The organism is Nocardia sp. NPDC057440 (assembly GCF_042802915.1).
Taxonomy (GTDB): domain Bacteria; phylum Actinomycetota; class Actinomycetes; order Mycobacteriales; family Mycobacteriaceae; genus Nocardia.
In genome coordinates, this window is the sequence record NZ_JBHVDF010000006.1 from 415,091 (window position 1) to 435,647 (window position 20,557).

21 protein-coding genes are annotated in these 20,557 nt (G+C 65.4%); 12 read left to right on the forward strand and 9 right to left on the reverse strand.

Features of this window, described 5'->3' with window-relative positions:
* Positions 1-5: 5 nt before the first annotated feature.
* Positions 6-1,247 carry a diaminobutyrate--2-oxoglutarate transaminase gene (ectB, locus tag ACFU4Z_RS15375; protein WP_379063490.1) on the reverse strand — a complete coding sequence of 414 codons (1,242 nt, stop codon included), beginning with the start codon at positions 1,245-1,247 and terminating at the stop codon, positions 6-8.
* 355 nt (positions 1,248-1,602) lie between these two features.
* Between ectB and ACFU4Z_RS15380 the strand changes: the two genes are divergently transcribed.
* From ACFU4Z_RS15380 to ACFU4Z_RS15390, 3 genes are read left to right on the forward strand one after another with little or no spacing between them, the layout of a single operon-like run.
* Positions 1,603-2,334, forward strand: a complete 732-nt coding sequence (locus ACFU4Z_RS15380) for an ABC transporter permease (RefSeq protein WP_379063192.1) — start codon at positions 1,603-1,605, stop codon at positions 2,332-2,334.
* Positions 2,327-3,160, forward strand: a complete 834-nt coding sequence (locus ACFU4Z_RS15385; RefSeq protein WP_379063194.1) for an ABC transporter permease — start codon at positions 2,327-2,329, stop codon at positions 3,158-3,160. Before ACFU4Z_RS15380 ends, ACFU4Z_RS15385 begins: the two co-directional genes overlap by 8 nt.
* A gap of 2 nt (positions 3,161-3,162) precedes the next feature.
* A complete protein-coding gene (locus ACFU4Z_RS15390; protein ID WP_379063196.1) occupies positions 3,163-4,155 on the forward strand; it encodes an ATP-binding cassette domain-containing protein in 993 nt (330 codons plus the stop codon).
* Between the two features lie 32 nt (positions 4,156-4,187).
* Here the strand turns inward: ACFU4Z_RS15390 and ACFU4Z_RS15395 are convergent, their stop codons facing one another.
* Positions 4,188-4,871 carry a DUF4389 domain-containing protein gene (locus ACFU4Z_RS15395; RefSeq protein WP_379063198.1) on the reverse strand — a complete coding sequence of 228 codons (684 nt, stop codon included), beginning with the start codon at positions 4,869-4,871 and terminating at the stop codon, positions 4,188-4,190.
* Positions 4,872-5,109: 238 nt separating this feature from the next.
* On the opposite strand from ACFU4Z_RS15395, the gene ACFU4Z_RS15400 reads away from it, so the two are divergent.
* The 4 genes from ACFU4Z_RS15400 (at position 5,110) to ACFU4Z_RS15415 (ending at position 8,486) form a co-directional block, all read left to right on the forward strand.
* Positions 5,110-5,403 carry an excalibur calcium-binding domain-containing protein gene (locus ACFU4Z_RS15400; RefSeq protein WP_379063200.1) on the forward strand — a complete coding sequence of 98 codons (294 nt, stop codon included), beginning with the start codon at positions 5,110-5,112 and terminating at the stop codon, positions 5,401-5,403.
* A 53-nt stretch (positions 5,404-5,456) separates the two neighbouring features.
* On the forward strand, positions 5,457-5,873 hold the full coding sequence (locus ACFU4Z_RS15405) for a hypothetical protein (protein WP_379063202.1): 417 nt from the start codon (positions 5,457-5,459) through the stop codon (positions 5,871-5,873).
* 232 nt (positions 5,874-6,105) lie between these two features.
* A complete protein-coding gene (locus tag ACFU4Z_RS15410; protein ID WP_379063492.1) occupies positions 6,106-7,248 on the forward strand; it encodes a PLP-dependent cysteine synthase family protein in 1,143 nt (380 codons plus the stop codon).
* A gap of 44 nt (positions 7,249-7,292) precedes the next feature.
* Positions 7,293-8,486 carry an MFS transporter gene (locus tag ACFU4Z_RS15415; protein ID WP_379063494.1) on the forward strand — a complete coding sequence of 398 codons (1,194 nt, stop codon included), beginning with the start codon at positions 7,293-7,295 and terminating at the stop codon, positions 8,484-8,486.
* 63 nt (positions 8,487-8,549) lie between these two features.
* Here the strand turns inward: ACFU4Z_RS15415 and ACFU4Z_RS15420 are convergent, their stop codons facing one another.
* Complete coding sequence (locus tag ACFU4Z_RS15420) at positions 8,550-8,876, reverse strand: hypothetical protein (protein ID WP_379063204.1); 327 nt, start codon at positions 8,874-8,876, stop codon at positions 8,550-8,552.
* Between the two features lie 393 nt (positions 8,877-9,269).
* Here ACFU4Z_RS15420 and ACFU4Z_RS15425 point away from each other — a divergent pair, with 393 nt between their 5' ends.
* Entirely contained in the window at positions 9,270-9,803 is a 534-nt protein-coding gene (locus ACFU4Z_RS15425) for a DUF4254 domain-containing protein (RefSeq protein ID WP_379063206.1), read from the forward strand.
* Here the strand turns inward: ACFU4Z_RS15425 and ACFU4Z_RS15430 are convergent, their stop codons facing one another.
* Genes ACFU4Z_RS15430 through ACFU4Z_RS15440 form a run of 3 tightly spaced genes read right to left on the reverse strand, consistent with a single transcriptional unit; the run spans position 9,804 to position 12,365 of the window.
* The gene (locus ACFU4Z_RS15430; protein WP_379063208.1) at positions 9,804-10,124 is read right to left on the reverse strand and encodes a hypothetical protein; all 321 of its coding nucleotides are present in this window, start codon (positions 10,122-10,124) and stop codon (positions 9,804-9,806) included.
* On the reverse strand, positions 10,125-11,273 hold the full coding sequence (locus tag ACFU4Z_RS15435) for a fatty acid desaturase family protein (protein ID WP_379063210.1): 1,149 nt from the start codon (positions 11,271-11,273) through the stop codon (positions 10,125-10,127).
* A gap of 33 nt (positions 11,274-11,306) precedes the next feature.
* Positions 11,307-12,365, reverse strand: a complete 1,059-nt coding sequence (locus tag ACFU4Z_RS15440; protein ID WP_379063212.1) for a ferredoxin reductase — start codon at positions 12,363-12,365, stop codon at positions 11,307-11,309.
* Positions 12,366-12,563: 198 nt separating this feature from the next.
* Between ACFU4Z_RS15440 and ACFU4Z_RS15445 the strand changes: the two genes are divergently transcribed.
* A complete protein-coding gene (locus tag ACFU4Z_RS15445; RefSeq protein WP_379063214.1) occupies positions 12,564-13,181 on the forward strand; it encodes a TetR family transcriptional regulator in 618 nt (205 codons plus the stop codon).
* On the opposite strand, the gene ACFU4Z_RS15450 is transcribed toward ACFU4Z_RS15445, so the two are convergent.
* From ACFU4Z_RS15450 to ACFU4Z_RS15460, 3 genes are all read right to left on the reverse strand, one after another.
* A complete protein-coding gene (locus tag ACFU4Z_RS15450) occupies positions 13,178-14,503 on the reverse strand; it encodes an MFS transporter (protein WP_379063216.1) in 1,326 nt (441 codons plus the stop codon). The two genes, ACFU4Z_RS15445 and ACFU4Z_RS15450, sit on opposite strands and share 4 nt — an antisense overlap.
* Before the next feature lie 187 nt (positions 14,504-14,690).
* Positions 14,691-15,851 carry a hypothetical protein gene (locus tag ACFU4Z_RS15455; RefSeq protein WP_379063218.1) on the reverse strand — a complete coding sequence of 387 codons (1,161 nt, stop codon included), beginning with the start codon at positions 15,849-15,851 and terminating at the stop codon, positions 14,691-14,693.
* A complete protein-coding gene (locus tag ACFU4Z_RS15460) occupies positions 15,851-16,786 on the reverse strand; it encodes a metal-dependent hydrolase (RefSeq protein WP_379063220.1) in 936 nt (311 codons plus the stop codon). The genes ACFU4Z_RS15455 and ACFU4Z_RS15460 overlap by 1 nt, the downstream gene beginning before the upstream one ends.
* Before the next feature lie 256 nt (positions 16,787-17,042).
* On the opposite strand from ACFU4Z_RS15460, the gene ACFU4Z_RS15465 reads away from it, so the two are divergent.
* The 3 genes from ACFU4Z_RS15465 (at position 17,043) to ACFU4Z_RS15475 (ending at position 20,410) form a co-directional block, all read left to right on the forward strand.
* A complete protein-coding gene (locus tag ACFU4Z_RS15465) occupies positions 17,043-17,687 on the forward strand; it encodes a TetR/AcrR family transcriptional regulator (RefSeq protein WP_379063222.1) in 645 nt (214 codons plus the stop codon).
* A gap of 113 nt (positions 17,688-17,800) precedes the next feature.
* Entirely contained in the window at positions 17,801-18,370 is a 570-nt protein-coding gene (locus ACFU4Z_RS15470) for a PadR family transcriptional regulator (protein ID WP_379063224.1), read from the forward strand.
* A gap of 9 nt (positions 18,371-18,379) precedes the next feature.
* Positions 18,380-20,410: an FAD-dependent oxidoreductase gene (locus ACFU4Z_RS15475; protein WP_379063226.1), complete on the forward strand. Its 2,031-nt coding sequence runs from the start codon at positions 18,380-18,382 to the stop codon at positions 20,408-20,410.
* Positions 20,411-20,557 lie beyond the last annotated feature (147 nt).

Sequence of the window (20,557 nt, forward strand, 5' to 3'; positions counted from 1 at the left end):
GCCGGTCAGCCGCAGATCACCTCGACCGCCCCGGCGATCAGCGCCAATCCGCGTTCGAGCTCGTCGTCGGTGATGGTCAACGGCGGCAGGAGTTTCACAACCTCGTCGGCCGAGCCGGAGGTTTCGACGAGCAGGCCGCGCTCGAAAGCCAGTTGGCATACCTTGCCCGCCTGTGACGCGTCGTCGAACACCACGCCGTGCACCAGGCCGCGGCCGCGGGTCGAGAGGCCAGGAAATGGGGCGACGAGCTCGGCCAGCGCGCGAGCCGTGCGCTCTCCCTTGGCCAGCACAGCTTTCTGCAGGGCGCCGTCCGACCAGTAGTGCTCCAGTGCCACCCTGGCCGTGACGAAGGCCGGATTGTTGCCGCGGAAGGTGCCGTTGTGCTCGCCGGGCGCCCATTGATCGAGTTCCGGTTTGAACAGCACCAGCGCCATCGGCAAGCCGTAGCCGCCGATCGATTTCGAGAGGGTGACGATGTCGGGGGTAATGCCCGCGGCCTCGAAGGAGAAGAACGGGCCGGTTCGGCCGCAACCCATCTGCACGTCGTCGACGATCAGCATGATGCCGCGCGCCGCACACAATTCGGCGAGCTGCCGAAGCCATTCCACGCGTGCCACATTGACCCCGCCCTCGCCCTGCACCGTCTCCACGATCACCGCGGCGGGCTTGTCCACGCCCGAGCAAGGATCGTCGAGGGCGCGGCGCATCCAGGCCAGTTCGTCGGCCGCGTCGAGGTAACCGTCGTAGGGCATCGGTGTCACGTGCACGAGCGGCACGCCCGCGCCAGCACGTTTGGCGGCATTGCCGGTGACCGACAACGCGCCGAGCGACATTCCGTGAAAAGCATTGGTGAAGTTGAGAATCGTTTGCCGGCCGGTGACCTTGCGGGCCAGCTTCAGTGCCGCCTCCACCGCGTTGGCGCCGGTGGGTCCGGGGAACTGCACTTTGTAGTCGAGGCCACGCGGGGCGAAGACGGTGTCGCGCAGGGTTTCCAGCAGTCGGCGCTTGGCGATCGTGGACATATCAAGCCCGTGGGTTATCCCGTCGCCCGCCAGGTAGTCGATCAAGGCACGCTTGAGGACCGGATTGTTGTGGCCGTAGTTCAGTGCACCCGCGCCCGCGAAGAAGTCCAGGTAGTCTTTGCCGTTCTCGTCGCGTAGCCAGGCTCCGCGCGCGGTGTCGAACACCGTGGGCCAGGACCGGCAGTACCCGCGGACATTCGACTCGAGTTCCTCGAAAACGGTCATCTCGGTGTTGTTTCGACCGACCGGCAAGCAGTCGCCGTCCGTACCGACCTGCGCAGCGGTGACAGTCATCGACGATCCTTCCTGTCGTGCACGAGCAGCTGGCGCCGGGTGGCGACGGCAGATCTGAAGTGACTGTGTTTCTAACACTGGTGCACCGAGTTCGTAGCACTTTTCCAAAAATCGCGCGGAGACCTTCCGCGCGTCTGCTCGCCCCCTCTAGAGTTGACTGTTTGTGCGCGCCAGAGCGGAGGGGGAAGGTTGGCTCGCTGTAGCAGCGCACCTTCGGCGAGCGATGATGGTGTATGTTCGCCTCGCTAGAGCAGGTTTCCGGCGACAGTCACAGTACAAACTCGCGATGTTCGCCGGACTCTTCACGAACTGTGTGTTCGGATTCGTCCGGGCCGCGGTGATGATGGCCGCCGTTCGCGCCTCGGACGGCTTCGGCGGTTACGACGAGGGCACGATCGGCGCCTATGTCTGGCTGTCCCAGGGGCTGCTGGGCGCAACCCAATTCATGGGTCCGCCATTGGAACTCGTCGACCGTGTCAAGAATGGCGATATTGCGATCGACTTCTTGCGACCAGTCGATATCCAATTCAGCTATCTGGCCTCCGATCTCGGCCGGGCGGCGGCCACCATCCTGCCGCGCGGCGTGCCCAGTGTGCTCGTCGGCGTGCTCACCTTCGGACTGACCATGCCGAACACACCCGCTCCCTACCTGCTCGGGTTGCTCAGCGTGCTCCTTGCGGTGGCGTTGTCTTTCCTGTGCCTGTTCGCCGTCGGGCTGATCGGATTCTGGGTAGTGGAAACACGCGGCCTGCGAGTCCTCTACCAGATTTGCGGCACCTTCCTGGCCGGGCTGTTCGTGCCGGTGCACATGTTCCCGGACTGGCTGCGCGCGATTGCGCGTGCCACGCCGTTTCCGTCGATCCTGCAGTCCCCGATCGACATCCTTTCGGGCCGGGTCACCGGCATGGACGCGGCGACGGTCGTTGCCACACAGGTGTTCTGGGTGCTCGTGATCGGCGCGGTGGGCCGGGTGCTGCTCGCGGCCGGGCGCCGCAGGCTGGAGGTGCAAGGTGGCTGAGCCGCCGTTCGTGCCCGCGCCCGCCGGCACCTGGTGCACCCCGTACGCGGCGGTGCTCGCGTCCCGGATCCGCGCTCAGCAAACATACCGGTTGTCCTTTGCCAGCGAGGTATTCAGTGCATTCCTGATCGGGCTGGTGGAGTTTGCCGAGGTGTGGGTCATCTTCCACAACGTCCGGGTGCTCGGCGGTCTAGACCTGGACGGCGCGCTGCTCTTGTTCGGGCTGAGCAATACGAGTTTCGCGCTGGCTCAGGTCTTGTTCGGCCACCTGGATTCGCTGCCGGTCCTCATCCGGATGGGCACGATCGACGCCTACTACCTACGACCGCAGCCGCTGCTGCTGCAGCTCATCACCAGTGATATTTCGCTGCGCCGCCTCGCCCGCGCCTCGGTCGCGATCGTCGTGCTCGGCCTCGGCCTGATTCGCAACGATATCTGCTGGGGCCCTGACACATTGGCGCTACTGGCGACCACACTGACCAGTGGGATCGCCGTATTCGGCGGCCTGTTCGTGTGCGCCGCGGGCGCACAGTTCTTCCTGATCGACGGATCCGAACTGACCAACAGTTTCACTTATGGCGGGTCGTTCGCCGCCATGCAACCCGCTTCGGTGTTTCCGACACCGCTGAAGTTGCTGTTCGGATTCGCCATCCCGGTTTCGTTCACGGCCTATCTACCCACCATCGCCCTGCTCGACCTGCCTGGACCGCCGCTGCTGCCGGCCTGGCTGGCATGGCTGTCGCCACTCGCGGCGATATGGGTATGGCTGCTCGCGCTCGGCTTGTGGCGGATCGGTACTCGGCACTACCAGGGAGGCGGCGGATAACCATGGCGGACAGTGAATTACCCGAAGCAATCATCGATATCAGGGAGCTGACACGCGAATTCATCCTGTATCGCAAGAACGGGCACCGCTGGCGAAGACGCCGCGAAATACTCACCGCCGTCGACAGGATGACCTTCCGTATCGACCGCGGCGCCGCGGTCGGTTATATCGGGGCGAACGGGGCGGGTAAATCGACCACTATCAAGATGCTGACCGGCATTCTGGTCCCCACCGCGGGCACCGTACGCACCTGTGGCCTGGAACCCGTCCGCCGGCGGCGCGATCTAGCCGCCCGCATCGGGGTGGTGTTCGGACAGCGTTCGCAGCTCTGGTGGGATCTGCCCCTGCGCGAATCGTTTTCGATTCTGGCCGCCATTCACCGGCTGGAGCCCGACGTCGCGCGCAAGCGCACACATGAACTGGTCGAACAGCTCGAGATGGCCGAGACCCTCGACACTCCGGTGCGACAGTTGTCGCTCGGGCAGCGGATGCGGGCCGAGGTCGCCGCGGCGCTGCTGCACTCACCCGAGCTGGTGATCCTCGATGAGCCGACCATCGGCCTCGATGTGCTCTCCAAGCAGCGACTACGCGAGTTCCTGCGCGCCGAGCGGGCCGACCGCGGCACCACGCTGCTGCTCACCACCCACGACATGGGCGATATCGAGCGACTATGCGATCGAGTTCTCGTCGTCGATCGCGGCAGCCTGGTCTACGACGGATCGGTGAACGGACTAGCGGTCCGGGTCGGCGCCCGGCGCGTGCTCGCCGTCGACCTGGCCGAGCCGACCGGTGATCTCGACAATCTGCCCGGCGCCGAGCTCCTGACGAGCGAAGGCGACGGGATTCGCCAGCGGCTGGCCTTCGATGCCGAAAAAACCACGGCTGCACAACTTCTCGCGGCGGTGTCGGATCGTGCCGTGGTACGTGACCTCTCCATAGAAGAGCCGGACATCGAGGACGTGGTCCGGCGGATCTACGAATCCGCCACCTGGTAGTCGCTCGAGGCCCGGCTCTATTGCCTTGCCGTTCAGTTATTTTCGGGTTCCCGCGCACCTTGGTCGAGCCGGAAGGGCGGATATTCGTCGCGCAGCAGCGAGGTGTACACCTGCACCCGCAGCACCCACCTGTTGACTCCCATCGCGAAATCGAACAGGCCCCTCGGATAGACCGCGGTGAACAGCAGCGCCACCGCCGCGATCAGCGTGATAATCGGCAGCAAAGGGACCCAGGAGACGCCGTAGTCGTCACCGAAGGCCAGGTATCCGCCACCGACGAATGCCGAAACCACCAGGTAGTGCGGGATGGCGAGCAACCACCATTTCACCAGCACGAGACCGCGATGCAGTCGCTCCGGATAATCCACCTCGATATCGGCCGCATAGTCCGCGTTCGACTGGAGGCTGAACGGCGGATATTTGTCGGTGCCGAGCGGCGACCAAGCGTAGAACCCCACCCGCCAGCTCCAGCGGAGCACGCCGACACCGAAGTCGAACAGCCCACGGGGATATTTGCCGGTGAACAGAATCGCGAAGAAGGCGATCACGGTGACAACGGCCCATGCGATGTGCAGGAAAAACAGCACGATGTAATGCGGGATGGCCAGGATCCATTTGACCAACCACATCCAGCGGGACAGCGCTGGATCGAGATCTCCTCTGATACGAACCGGTTCGACGGACTTACCCAGATCGACAGGATTTTCGGGTTCCATGATCGACGCTCCTTCGGGTGCTTCGACACGCGCAACGAATCGGGTTGCGGAATGTCCTGATTGTCCCGTACCGGAGAGGCTCCGAAGCCACGTTCGGATACCGACACGCCAACGAATCCCCACCCGGGTGCGCGCACCGCACAGTCCCCGCACGTGGCAACGCCGCGTTGCACCATGACACCACGGCACGAAACACTGGGCGGCGTTTGTCCAATCCAATTACCTCGGGGGTAATCCAATGCGTAAGTCTCGTCCTGTCGTGCTCGTAATCGGCGCGCTGCTCGTCGCCGTGCTGGTGTTGTCGATGAGCGGCTGCGGCAAGAGCAAAAAGCGCCGCAACTCGACCTCTTCCCGACCGGCCGCGACGTCGACCGTCACCAGCACCCCGCAGCGTCCGTTCAAAGACTGCACCGAAGCGTGGGCCATCGGGAAGCCACCGCTGCGGCGGACCGACAAGGGCTACTCGATCACGCTGGACAAGCTCGACGGCGCGGAGGACGGCGTCGCCTGCGCGGTGCGCCCGACCCGCTGAGACCGGCAGATCAGCCCGTGACATCCGCGGCGCGGCTTGTACTATCGGGAAACGTGACGTTCAGCGCGCTGCGTTTCCCGGGGACCCGGGTGGTGATCGCTTTCGCGTTCGCCCTCTGGGCACTGACGCTGGCGCTGCCGGAATGTCACCTCTTCCCGCAGACGAGCAGCGACCACGCGCATATCGAATCGGCCGATCCGTCAGTGGCCTCGTTCGCGCCGGTCCAATTCCGGATCGATCGCCATCAGCACGCGGCCGCGCCGGACCAGCATCTGTCCAACGACGCCATAGTCGTCACGCTGCCCCGCGGCGCGTCGTCGATGCTCGGCCTGCTGGTCCTCGCCGCAACGCTGATAGTCGTGCTGCCGTTGCCCGCCGCCCACGGCGGCGGGCTCCGCGCACCGCCATCCCTGCTGCCCGCCTGCCGAGGCAGGGACACCCTCCTTCGAATCGGCATCGCCAGAATCTGATCGGCCAGCGTCAGGCCGGAGCTTGCCGGGGCCCGGCCGGTGTTCGTGCGTTTTCCCGCACTCACACCCGCTCGCTGTCCACCAGCGACCGAACAGAATCGACGATTCCATGCAGCACCTGGCTGTGCGCACGCACGACCTGCTAGAGCCCGCTCTCCCCACCGACCCGGCCGCGCTGCCGAGTCCGGCGAGTCTGTTGACGACGGCGAATCGCTGCCAACGTCCCGCCACGATGGTCGGCAATACCCCGGTCCTCTGGATCACCGAACCACTCTCTTCCGCAACCGATTCGGCGCACGCACCGGAAGGGCGCGGGTTCTGGGCCAAGCTGGAGGGCGCCAATCCCGGCGGCATGAAGGACCGCACCGCCTTGCACATGGTGGCGCGCGCGACCGCGCGCGGCGACCTGACGCCGGGCGCGCCCATTATCGAATCCACCAGCGGCACACTTGGTTTGGGCCTGGCGCTGGCAGGCATGGAGTACCGGCATCCGGTCCGCCTCGTCACCGATCCCGGCCTCGAACCGCTGATGCGGCACATGCTGGCCGCCTACGGCGCCGACGTGGAGATGGTCACCGAACCGCATCCGACCGGAGGCTGGCAACAGGCACGGCGCGACCGGGTGGCCGCACTGCTCGCCGAGGACCCGCGGGCCTGGTGCCCGGACCAATACCGCAACCCCGACAACCGGGATGCCTACGCGCCCCTTGCCATGGAATTGGTCGCGCAGCTGGGCCGGGTCGATGCGCTGGTGTGTTCGGTGGGCACCGGCGGTCATTCCGCGGGCATCGCCAGGGTGCTGCGCCGATACTTCCCGCACCTGCGGCTGATCGGCGTCGACACCGTCGCGTCCACCATATTCGGGCAGCCCGCGGGCCAGCGACTGATGCGCGGGCTCGGCTCCAGCATCCATCCCGACAATGTCGACTATCCGGCGTTCGACGAAATCCATTGGGTCGCACCGGCCGAGGCCGTGTGGGCGTGCCGCACGCTGGCCGCTACGCATCATGCGAGCGGCGGCTGGAGCGTGGGCGCTGTCGCGCTCGTCGCGGGCTGGCTGGCCCGCACCAGCGACCCGGACGTGCGCATAGCCGCGGTCTTCCCGGATGGTCCGTTGCGCTACTTCGACACCGTGTACAACGACGAGTACTGCCGCGCGAACGGGCTGCTCGGCATCGCCGCGCCGAGCGAACCGGCGACCATCGCCCATCCGGCGGCTGCCGTTGTCGACTCGTGGACCCGGTGCACCACTGTCGTCGATCCCCGCGATCGCGAAGGACGTGGCGATCCGGCGGCGACGGAGCCGTGCAGGCGCACCGATCCGGCCGCACTGTCGCGCGCCGCCGGCGAGGCAGCACCGGAGGTCACCCGGTGACCAGCGTTTACGCCACCTACAGGTCCTTCAACCGGCCGAGCCGGATGCTGATGATCAACCAGTTCGCCATCAACACCGGCTTCTACATGCTGATGCCATATCTCGCCGGATATATGGCGGGCCCGCTCGGCCTGGCCGCATGGGCGATCGGACTGGTGCTCGGCATCAGGAACTTCTCCCAGCAGGGCATGTTCCTGGTGGGCGGCACCTTGGCCGACCGGCTCGGCTACAAGCCGCTTATCGTGTCAGGATGTCTGCTGCGCACCGGTGGTTTCGCGGTACTCGCCGTCGCCGATTCGCTGCCCGCGCTGCTGATCGCCTCGGCGGCAACCGGTTTCGCGGGCGCACTGTTCAACCCCGCGGTACGGGCCTACCTCGCGGCGGATTCGGCCGAGCGCAGGGTCGAGGCGTTCGCGGTGTTCAATATTTTCTACCAGGCGGGCATCCTGTTCGGCCCGATCGCCGGTCTGGCGTTGATGGCCTTGGATTTCCGGGCGACCGCGACGGGCGCGGCGGTGGTTTTCGGGTTGCTCACCCTTGCCCAGCTGCGCGCGTTGCCGCAGCATCGGGCCGAACCCACCACCGCGTCGGTGCTCGACGACTGGCGGGTGGTGCTGGCCAATCGCCCGTTCCTGCTCTTCGCGCTGGCGATGATCGGCTGCTACGTGCTGTCCTTCCAGGTCTATCTCGCGCTGCCGATGCAGGCCGCCCGCATCGTCGGTGCGGATTCGGCGTCCGTGGTGATGACGGCGGTATTCGTGGTGTCCGGCGTAGTCGCGATCGCCGGCCAGCTGCGCATTGCCCGATGGTTCACCCGGCGGTGGGGTCGTCCACACAGCCTGGTCTTCGGTATGGCGATTCTCGCGGCCGCGTTCGTCCCGCTGTTGCTGGTGCCGGGCGACGGACTCGGAACCTGGACTGCCGTCGGCGCGCTGCTGGTCACCGCGGCGGTGCTTGGTGTGGGTGCGGCGGCGGTGTTCCCGTTCGAGATGGACACCGTGGTCGCGCTGTGCGGCGATCGTCTGGTCGCCACCCATTACGGCTGCTACAACACCATCGTCGGTATCGGAATTCTGCTCGGCAATCTCGGCACCGGGACGATTCTGGACGCGGCGCGCGGCGCGGGCATGAGTTCGCTCGCGTGGGCCGGACTGATCGCCATCGGCGTGGCATCTGCGTGCGGACTGTATGCGCTCGCGCGCTCCGGGCGGCTGGAGGCGCCACTGCCGGTCGGCTGAGCGTCCCGCATCCACACGGGAGACCGCCCCGGGCGCACCGTGCCCGGGGCAGGTCGGCGCGGGTCAGGTCGGCGCTTGACCCGTAGCCGAATACAGGCTCACTTCGCCCTCCTCGCTGAGGAAGGCATTCACCAGCATGGTGCGGTTGGCCGCCATCTCGTCCGGTTCAGGAGCGATGGTGGTGATCGAAATCTGCGGAATGGCAGCCCAATTCACGACATACCGTTCGGGCGGGCCGTCGTCGTCGGACAGTCGCGCGAGTCGAAACACCGACACGGTCTTGCGGACGATGAGGTTGCGCACGACCTCCGCAATTCGCTCGGGGTCTTCCAGGGCGAACATGAAGCCGAATGTCAACTCGGGCGAGGACACGTAGGCAGGCACGAACATCGAGGCTAGCCGATGGAAGGGCGCTGCGCAGCTACCGCGCCGGAACAGGTTGCTGCCCATGCGCTCACGGATTTCGCCGCGACATCGATGCCACCTTCATGTGACCGATCCGTAACGGACCATAACAATTTCCAGGCAGGTTCTCTCTTTTTACACCATATGGTTGCGCAGATCCGACTATCGAGCTTTCCTGAAAGGGTCCCGATTTCTCGGGCCGTCTTCCTCATCGCATCGTCGCGGATTTCCCGGTTTCTTTGCCGTGTTGGTGGACTGTGGGGGCGGCGCTCCGGGCGCGGGTCTGCGCTGGAGCCGAGGGGTGCCCCTCCCCGAAATCCCCCTCGGCCCTGGCGCATCCAGAAAATCGCCATCGTTACCGCAGGGGTGGTATGCATCATGTCTACCGAATACGCAGCAGGCCGTATCGGAACCAGAGAGCTGCCACCACCGTCGGAGTTACTGCGCGCATTCCGCGAGCCCGACAATCCGAATCGCCGACACCACCGGGTGCTGGACGCGGCGCGCGCACTGGTCGAATGCCATGAACGCAGGCATCGGGCCCAGCAGGCCGCGCACGCCCCCGGGGCATCCAGCGGACGGGTCGCGGCGTGTACACAGCTGGTCGAGGACATTGATGGGCGCCGCGCGGAGCTGGTCGGCCGCATCGACCATTGGGTGGCCGCCAATATCCAGCACCGAACCGGCGCCTCGCTGCACACCGAGACCCTCGGCGCTGTCATCGATCGCATGGCCGCGAAATGGATTGCGGCACAACAGGCTTTAGGAATCACAGCACCAACCGACCCGCACCCACTGCAGCTGGACGGTGAAGCCCACCTGCAGTGGTGCCGGTTGGCCGAGCTTGCCGACGGCTACAAGGATCTGATCACCGACGTGAACGAACACCGGCGCCGACTGCCGGTGTGGTGACTACCGGAGGTCTTCGACCCCCGGCTCGACCACCTCGGCCTCGACGAACGCGGCGGGCCCGCCTGCCGCGTCGTAGGAAACGCCGGGGCCCTCATCGAGCAGATCTTCGGCGAACTCGTCCTCGTGCGGCGACTCGGCATCGCGCCGCGCCGCCGCGGCGGCTTCGTTCATCTCGATGGCATCGGTGATCCATTCACCGATCTCCCGAGTGACTTCCTGCACGGTGCCGGTAATGATCGACGCAATATTACCGACATGCCGCGCACCGGAAGTCGTTAATTCCTGGATCAAATCCTTGTTGCTTTCGAATTTCCCGATCATTCACACGTCCACTTCAGTTGGCTGACGTTGTCGCATCACAATAACACCGGGCGCGCTCTCCTTCCGGACCAAGAACGGCGGCAGTGCGAGCTTGAAAAGTTTTCCCCACACCGATCCGATCTGCTTGCCGAACGAGCCCGTGTTGTATGGAAGGCCGTACTTCTCGCACAGCGCCCGCACTTCCGGAGCCAGCTCCGGATACCGGTTCGCGGGCAGATCCGGGAAGAGGTGGTGTTCGATCTGGTGCGACAGATTGCCGGACATGATGTGGAACAGCCGACCACCGGTGATGTTGGCCGAGCCGAGCATCTGCCGCACATACCACTCACCGCGCGTCTCGAACTCCGTCTCCTCCTCGGTGAACGTTTGTACGCCGGTCGGGAAGTGGCCGCAGAAGATGATGGAGAAGGACCAGACGTTGCGAACCAGATTCGCGGTGACGTTCCCGGCGAGCGTGCTGAGGAACAGCGGACCCGACAGCGCCGGGAAGACCACATAGTCCTTGAGCACCTGCTTGCTCGCTTTGCGCCACTGGCCGCTCAACAACTTTTTGACATCGGCCCACTTCCGCTTGCCGCGCACGATGTTCTCGACTTCGAGGTCGTGGCCCATCACGCCCCACTCGAAAAGGACCATCAGACCGAAGGCGTACAGGGGATTGCCCAGTCGCAAGGGATTCCACTGCTGTGCCTCGTCGACGCGCAGGATGCCGTAACCGATGTCGCGGTCCTTGTTGTGGATGTTGGTGTAGGTGTGGTGCATGTAGTTGTGCGAGTGCCGCCACTGATCGCCGGGGCAGACGTTGTCCCACTCGAACTCGCGGGAGTTCAGATCCGGCTCACGCATCCAGTCGTACTGGCCGTGCATGACGTTGTGGCCGATCTCCATGTTGTCCAGGATCTTCGACACGCTCAGCGCGGCGACCGCGGCCAGCCAGAACGGCGGCAGGAAGCCGAGATACATCAGGCCACGGCCGGCGACCTCGAAGCCGCGCTGCGCCTTGATGATCGAGTAGATGTACTCGCGGTCGCGATCGCCGAGGTCGGCGACGACTGCGGCGCGCAGCTCGTCGAGCTGCCTGCCGAGCTCCTCGATCTGGTCCGGAGTCAGTACCAGCGGGCCGTCTTTCGTTTCGGTCAAAATAGTCATTGCTCAACTCCCCTTACTAGTGAAATCAATTGCTCAGATGTCGATCTCGACGTCGCCGACGGGCGCGCTGATGCACAGCTGGATGGGCTGATCGGGGTCGCTGTCGGTGTCGCCGGTGCGTACGTTGCGAGTGCAGCCGGTGCGCCGAACCGCGGTACAGGAGAAGCAGATACCCATCCGGCAGCCGTATTCCGGTGTCAGACCGGCCGCTTCGGCCTGCTCGAGCAGCACCGCGCCGTTGTTCTGCGCGCTGACTCCGCTCGCGGCGAAGCTCACCGTGCCGAAAGCCTCGCCCACCTCCACTGGGGCGACCGACAGGGTGAACTCCTCGGTGTGCAGCCGGTCGGCCAGCTGCTCCGCCTCGAAGATCTTGCGCACCGCGTCCATCAGTCCGGGCGGGCCGCACACAAAGGTCTGCGCTTCGGCGAACCACGGCGCGACCCGCTCCAGCTCGTCGTAGTCGAAGTAGCCCGAACCGTAACTCGTATACCGCGATTCGATGCGGAAGTTCTTGTGCGCCCGCTCGATCTCCGCCAGTTCCTGGCGATGCGGCTGCACCTCGGGCGATTTCGCGTAGTGCAGGAAGGCCACCTCACCGGGATAACCCTCGTCGGCGAGGGTGCGCAGCATCGAGAGCACCGGCGTGATGCCGCTGCCGCCGCTGATCAGCAATACCCGCTCCGGGCGCGGCTCTGGCAGCTGGAACACGCCCGCGGCGGGCGCGAGGTCGACCACCATTCCCGGCAGCGCCCTGGTGTAGAGGTACTGCGAAACCAGGCCGTCCGGGTGCGCCTTGACGGTGAGCTGGATGTGCCGGTCACGGCGCGAGGGCACGTTCACCGGCGAGTAGCAGCGGGTGTGCCTGACGCCGTCGATCACCACGCCGATCTGGACATACTGCCCGGGCGCGTGCCCGGTCCACTGCCTGGTCGGGCGCAGGGTCAGCGTCACCGACCCCAGCACCGAGCGGCGCACGTGGGTGATCTCGGCCCGCATCACCCGCGTTGTCAGCGTCGGGCGAATGAGTTCCAGGTACCGATCGAGGGGGTGCGGCGTGGTCAGGGTCTGCACCAGGTTGATGAGATCCACCATTCGGTTCTCCGTGCCTTGCTTGTCGGGAGCCGGGGCCCTGCTTGTCAGGGCTCGGGACGTGCGACCAAAATTTCAGTGCACGTCTGTACACTCAACTAGTGTGACCGATGACCGGGGTCCGATGTCAACCGGCAAAACGTGTGACCCGAACTACATCTCTCGATAGGTTGAATGGTGAACGAATGTATGCTCACCGTGATGAGCGAGCAGGCAGCGACCCGAGGCGAACGCAAGGAGCGAACCCGCCAGGCCCTACTGGACGGCACTCTCGCCCTGGCCGCCGAACGCGGGTTCGCCGCGCTCAGCCTGCGTGAGATCGCCCGCTCGGCGGGGATCGTGCCGACCGCGTTCTACCGCCACTTCTCCTCGCTGGAGGATCTCGGCGCCGCGCTGGTGGACGAGGGCGTCAAAGCACTGCGCCTCGCACTGCGCGAGGTGCGCCGCACCCCCGACGCCAGCCTGTCGGACACGGTGCGCTTCGTCTTCGAGCAGGTCGCGGCCAAACGCGAGATCTTCGGCTTCCTCACGCGCGAGCGCCACGGCGGCTCGGCGGCGCTGCGCCAGGCCATCGCCATGGAGTTGCAACTGATCGTCCGCGAACTGGTCGCCGACCTCTCCCGCATCCGCGCACTGGATTCCTGGCCGCCCGACGACCTCGAAGTCGCCGCCGACCTCTTGGTCGCCACCGTCACCGACGGCATCGCCGCCTACGTCGCCGCAACCCCGCGCGACCAGCGGTTCATCGTCGACCGCACCGTCCGGCAGGTCCGTCTCATCGCCCTCGGCATGGGCGCTTGGTGGCCGACCAAAGACTAGGAGGCGCGGTCCGGGCCCGGCACCATCAGCAGAGCGGCGAGACCGACGGCGAGTACGACCAGCAGACCGGCGATGCCGGCGCGGTCGGCATCGAAGAGCCAGACGAAGAGGCCGAAAAGGCTTGGGGCGAGGAAGGAAACCGCGCGACCGGTAGTGGTGTAGAGGCCGAACATCTGGCCCTCGCGGCCGGGCGGGGCAAGCCGGGTAAGAAAGGAGCGGGCGGAAGCCTGCGCCGGGCCGACGAAGACGGTGAGCAGGAGGCCGAAGATCCAGAACATCAGCGGGCCGGAGACGATGACCAGCGCCAGTCCGCAGAAAAGCATCGCGCCGAGGGAGACGACGATGACGATCTTCGGGCCGACGCGGTCGTCCACTCGACCCGCGATGATCGCACCCAAGGCCGCGACGACATTCGCGGCGATGCCGAACAGGAGCACATCGGAGTCGGCGATGCCGTAGACGCGCACGGCGAGCACCGCGCCGAAGGTGAAGACACCGGCGAGGCCGTCCCGGAAAATCGCGCTGGCCACCAGGAAGCCGACGGTGCGGCGGTCGGCGGACCACAGCTCGCGCAGATCACGCCACAACACCCGGTAGGAACCGAAGAAGCCCGCCTTGGCCGCGCCGGGATCGGCGCTGGTGCGCGGCAGTTCCGGCACGGCGAAGAGCACCGGAAGGGAGAAGGCGGCGAACCACACCGCGGCCAGCATCGCGACCAGCCGGATATTCAGTCCGTCATCGGTGGGCACGCCGAGTAGACCGCGGCTGTCGCCGTCACCGGAGATGAAACCGAAGTAGCAGATCAGCAGGAGCAGGATGCCGCCGAAATAGCCCATAGCCCAGCCGAATCCGGAGACCCTGCCGACGGTCGCCTGCGTGGACACCTGGCGCAGCATGGCGTTGTACGGAACATTCGCCAGCTCGAAGAAGGCCGAGCCGAACCCGAGCAGCACCAGTCCGATCCACAGATCGTGGTAGTCGTCGTGCACGAAGAACATCAACGCCATCGCCAGGATCGTCAGCGCCGTCAGGACCGCAAGGGAGCGTTTACGTTTCGCCGTCGCATCGAAGCGCTGCCCGCTGATCGGCGCGGTCACCGCGACGATCAGGCCCGCGATGCCGAGCGCCCAGCCAAGCCACGCGCTCGCCGAGATCCCGCCGGGCAGATCGTCACCCACCTTGTCGGTGAGATACACCGAGAAGACGAAGGTGAGGATCACCGCGTTGAAGGCCGAAGACCCCCAGTCCCACAATCCCCACGCCACCACTTGCCCGCGCCCGGCTGCCTGCCCGACAGTCGCCCGCGCGTCCACCTCGGTCATGTCGCGCAGCCTAATGCGGATCCGGCGTCGCGTCGGGACAACACTCGAGACGACCGGTCCGCGCTCGCGCGGGCGTGTCGACGGCCGGTTGGGCGGGCATCGAGATCAGAACGCCCGATGCGCACCCATTCCGCCCGACGTGTACGGCTGTTCACCACGCGTTGCCGCAGTGCCGAGGATTATGCGGCTATGACGGGTGAGTCACCGCATCCGCGCTGACGAAACGCGTGTCGGTCTCGTCGACTTTTCTGTGCGGCACCGTGAATATGGCGACTACGCAGAGTATTGCGATGATGAAGCACGACAGTGTGTACCAGAGATTCCCGACCGGGTCCCCCTCGCTTGTCGAACCGTCGACGGCGCCGAAGAAGTCGGGCAACGCGGTCGCCCAGAGTAACGCCATCACGCACAGATACACCACGCTGTAGATCCGGACGAAACTGTTCGTGTAGCACGGAGTATTCACCTGGTCTCGCCGTAGCCGCAGCCACTGGCGGGCGAGAATCGGGACAGCGACAACGGTGACGACGACCAGTTCGGCCGCGTAGAGGAATCCCCGCAACGTGGTGTTCCCCATGCCGAAAAGCGTTGCGGGGATCGGCAACACGGCTGTACCCAAAGATCCGAGTACGCCGATGACAACTGTCCGCCAGACCAACTGCGGTCCAGAGAAAGTACGGCCATGGTCGACGTGGCGACCGACGAACAGCTGGACACAGAACGCGAGCGACATCGGCCACAAAGCCGCGAACACAACCACGCTCGGCAGTGGCACCGAATCGAACATCGGTTGATTGAGCGGGTTTTCGGTCGACCACTCCCACCACCGCAGTTGCGGTCCAAGGTGGTCGAAGATCTCATAGAAGGCGTGGTGGACGAAGCCCACGCAGACCGCACCGACGAGAACCCCGTACTGGCGGAAGACTCCCAGCATTCTGACTATTTCGAAGGCCAGTGTGGCCATCAATGGGTAGATCGCGACGATATACAGCGGGAGTCGACCCCAGAGGAACTCCACGGTGAAGACGTTGTGCGCGAACATCGTGTCGACATGTGCGTCGATGCCGAAGGCCGCGGGAAAGTACAGCGGCGGTTCGATGATGAACAGGTATGCGGTCGCACCGAACCAGACCACCAGGTTGGTGGGATCACCCTGCCGACGCAAGCGCACTATCGCGTATATCAGCGCGAGCACCGCGCCGAGCACGATAGTGAGCTCGAGGACCGGAAGTGTCCAGTTCTCCAACCCCACCGGGTTTCGCAACTCGACGAGTCCACCGGCCTCCGCACAGGAGAAGCCGAGCGCCTTCGCGAGCTGGTCGAAGGTGGGTGCGCAATGATCGGCCATCAGTCCGCCTGCCGCGATGCGCGCGTACCCGCGGTGTACCAGTGCGAGACGTCGTATCCGGCGTCGTAGCGCTCGAACCACACATCGGCGAGTGCGGGCAGCTTCTCGTGGTCCGGGTTGTGCTTGGGCAACTGACTGCGGATGACGCCGGCCAACGCGACGAGTTGCTCGCCGAGTGGCAGCTGGTCGAAGGCGCGCAGCATCGGACCGTTGTCCGACCCGGGCAGCCGTAGCCACTTGCGCAGCTTCTGCTTGTGCCGATGCGTCGCGAACATCGCCAGTGCGTCGATCTGCCGATCCGCCAGCGGGACATGCTTGTTGAAGCCGTCGCAGGCCAACCTGATCACCTTCATCACGTGCCGGAATATCGACGGGGCCATACGCATCCGGTAGGTGTCGCTTCCGACAAGGGAATCGAAAATGATGAGCGCGGAACTTCGATGTTCGACTTCCTCGACGAAGTGCCAGATGAACAGCGACGCGACCCGGTCGTCTCCTGGTTGGAAGAGGGACGAATCGTTGTCGAGCATGAGCTTGAACACCGGAGTGAAGGTTGCCTCCAGGTCGGCGGTATAGGCGAGCCGGTAGTTGAGGGGGGTGTGCACGGTGAGGCGGTCGAATTCCGCGATGACGTCGTTGAGAGTTTCCTGGAGCCCCGGAAATCGCCTGATCAGCGCATTCGCGTGCTGGCGATGGGCGGTCGAGTGCTGTCCCTCCTGACGCACGAACGCGTCGGCTTCCTCTGCGATCGCGCGATCGGTTATCCGCGGCATGGCCTCGCGAATCATATTGACGATCATCTTCTCGAAGCCGATGGCCAGGAACGACACCGCATTGGCCATCGATGAGAAGGCCGGATTCTCCTCGTTCCACACGAAGGGCACGTCGTAGTCGGCGAATGCGAACCGCATTTTTCGGACTTGCAGATCGGTCACTTGGCTATACCTCGAATGTCGGAAGTGGTCTGACCTGATGGCCCGCTCGGATTCGCCGAAGCCATGCCATGGTGAAGCGATCATACACAGAATCGATAATGTGTATGATAACAATCGCCGGCACCGGCCCGAGCTGGGGAAACGACGACGGCACACCCCTGTGATACCGTCGAACCCCCGATCGAGACCGTCGATGGGGCTCCCGCGCGGTCGAATTCGCACGCGGCGGACACGGTTCGAGCCGAGGAAGCGAGCAGTGGCAGGAAGGCGCGGATGGGCTGGGAGTCCACCGGACAACGATGAAGATGCGTCTCGTCGAATTGTCGCCGCTGCTGTCGATCTGATCGGACGAACGGGTTCGGAGATCAGCATCGCCGACGTCGCGGAGTCACTCGGGGTCATCCGCCAGACGGTGTACCGATACTTCCCCAGCGCCGATGCCCTGATGAGGGCCGCGGCGATCGCGTCGGTCGACAGTTTTCTCGATCGGCTGGCGCAGCAGGTAAGCGGCATCGAAGACCCGGTCGCAGCAATGACAGAGGGCGTGGTTTACACCCTGACCGAGGTGCACCGGACGCCCCATCTCGGCATCCTGCTCTCGAGCACGTATTCGAACGTCCACCCCGACAGCCTCACGTCCGAAGAGGCGCAAAGCTTCGGAATGCTCATGATCAGACGTTTCGACGTCGATTGGGAGCGCTACGGGTACGACGACACGGCGCTACACGAGCTTGTCGAATACGTCCTGCGAACAATGCAATCGTTCTTCGTTTCCCCGGGCAATCCACCACGCAGCGACGAGGATCTGCGGCGATACCTGACCCGCTGGATGGGGGCCGCGATCATCGCCCAACTCGAGCAACGCCCGACATCTGGACCGCCCCGGCACGATTCGCGATAGCAACCCGCATCCGCGGGCCGCCGCCGGCAGCCACGTCGATGGACCTGCCGATAAGCCGTACGCCACTATGCACTCAGTTGCATAGTACCGCGTGTAACGATTATTCTGGCCGCATGGCCCTCGAGCATGCCCTGCTGGTATCGCTGACCGAGCGGGCCGGCTCCGGGTATGAGCTGGCGCGCCGATTCGACAAGTCGATCGGCTTCTTCTGGAGCGCCACCCACCAGCAGATCTACCGGGTGCTCAAGCGCATGGAGGAATCCGGCTGGCTGACCGGCGAATCGGTGACCCAGGAGGGTAGGCCCGATAAGAAGGTCTACTCGGTCAGCGAAGCCGGTCGCACCGAGTTGGCCAGATGGATTGCCGCGCCGAGCGATACCGGCATGCCCCGCAACGAACTCGGCGTGAAGATCCGCGCCGCCGCGCACGGTGACATCGGCGCGCTCTGCGACGAGGTCGCCAGGCATCGCGACCAGCACAACCAGCGACTCGAGCTGTTCGGACTCATCGAGAAACGAGACTTTCCCGCACCGGATCAGCTCTCCGGTACGCCACTGCACCAGTACCTCGTCCTGCGCGCGGGCATCCGCGTCGAGGCGGGGTTCGTCGAATGGTGCGACGAAGTTCTGCAAGCCCTGCAACCGCGTGCGACAGCCCCGCACCCGGAACCCGGAGAAAGGTGAGACTCGCAGATGAGTTCTTTCCCCCACCTGTTCGAGCCGCTCGACCTCGGCTTCACCACATTGCGCAACCGCGTGATCATGGGATCGATGCACACCGGCCTGGAGGATCGCGCCTGGGACACCAACAAGCTGGCCGCGTACTTCGCCGAACGCGCCCGTGGCGGTGTCGGTCTGATCATCACCGGCGGCTACGCCCCGAATCGCACCGGCTGGCTACTTCCCTTCGGCGCGAAGCTCACCAACAAATCCGAGGCCTACCGGCACCGGACGATCACCAAGGCCGTGCACCGAGAGGGCGGCAAGATCGCCATCCAGATCCTGCACGCGGGCCGGTACTCCTATATGCCCGGCAGCGTGTCAGCGTCCTCGATCAAGGCCCCGATCAACCCGTTCCGGCCGCGCAAGCTCTCGGCCAAGGGCGTCGAGCAGACCATCGATGACTACGCCCGCTGCGCGAAGCTGGCCCAGTTCGCCGGCTACGACGGCTGCGAAATCATGGGCGGTGAAGGATATTTCATCAATCAGTTCCTCGCACCGCGCACCAATAAGCGCACCGACAAATGGGGTGGCTCGCCGGAGAACCGCCGCAGGATCGCGGTGGAGATCGTGCGCCGCACCCGCGCCGCGGTCGGCCCGAATTTCATCATCGTGTTCCGGCTGTCCATGGCCGAGCTGGTCGAGAAAGGGCAGACCTTCGACGAGATCGTCGCCCTGGCACAGGAACTCGAAGCCGCGGGCGCGACTATCCTGAACACCGATATCGGCTGGCACGAGGCGCGCGTTCCGACCATCGTGACCTCGGTGCCCCGCGCCGCCTTCGTCGAGTTCACCGCGAAGATCACCGAGCGGGTGAACATCCCGGTCTGCGCGTCCAACCGGATCAATATGCCCGAGATCGCCGAGGAGATCCTCACTCGCGGTGACGCCCAACTGGTTTCGCTCGCCCGCCCCTTCCTGACCGACCCAGAGTGGGTGAACAAGGCCAAGGGCAACCGGGTCGACGAGATCAACACCTGCATCGCCTGCAACCAGGCCTGCCTGGATCACGCCTTCCAGCACAAGACCGTGTCCTGCCTGCTGAACCCGCGCGCGGGCCACGAAACCGAGCTGAAGCTGCTACCGACCCGGCGCACCAAACGCGTCGCGGTCGTCGGCGCGGGACCGGCCGGGCTCTCGGCCGCGGTCAGCCTCGCCGAACGCGGCCACCGGGTAGACCTTTTCGAGGCCGACGACAAGATCGGCGGCCAGTTCGACATCGCGCGCCGCATCCCGGGCAAGGAAGAGTTCAACGAGTCGATCCGCTACTACACCAGGATGCTCGAGGTCACCGGTGTGACCGTGCACCTGAACAAGCGGGTCACCGCCGAGGAGCTCATCACCGCCCGCTACGACGAGGTGGTACTGGCCACCGGTGTGCGCCCGCGCATTCCGAACATCCCGGGCGTCGACCATCCGATGGTGCTGTCCTACGCCGAACTGGTGCGTGAAGAACGCCCCGTCGGTAAGCGTGTCGCGGTCATCGGCGCGGGCGGAATCGGCTACGACGTGAGCGAATTCCTCACCGTCGAAGGCCATCCCGCCCTGAAGCTCGACGAGTGGAAGGAAGAGTGGGGCGTCGACTCCGAGGACGAGCAGGCCCGCGGCCAGCTGACCACCCCCAAGCCCGCGCCCGCGGCCCGCGAAGTCGTACTGCTGCAACGCAAGTCGACCCCGTTCGGCAAGGACCTCGGCAAGACCTCCGGCTGGGTACACCGCGCCGCGCTGAAGGCCAAGGGCGTCGAGCACGTCGGCGGCGTGAACTACGAGCGCATCGACGACAACGGTCTGCACATCAGCTTCGGCGAGAAACGCCAACGCCCGCAACTGATCCCGGTCGACAATGTGATCATCTGCGCGGGCCAGGAATCAGTGCGCGAACTGGAGGACCCGCTGCGCGCGGCAGGCATCAACCTGCACCTGATCGGCGGCGCGGAACTGGCCGCCGAACTGGACGCCAAGCGGGCCATCGACCAAGGCACCCGCTTGGCCGCCCGTCTCTGATCCCACCGGCACACGAGTCGGGGGGGGGGGGGGGGGTGCGCGCGCGGCGGCGCGGGGGGGGGGGGGGGCGCGCCCCCCCCCCCCCCCCCGGGGGGGGGCCCCCCCCCCCCCCCCCCGGCTCTCCGGCCTAGCTCGACAGCGCTCGAG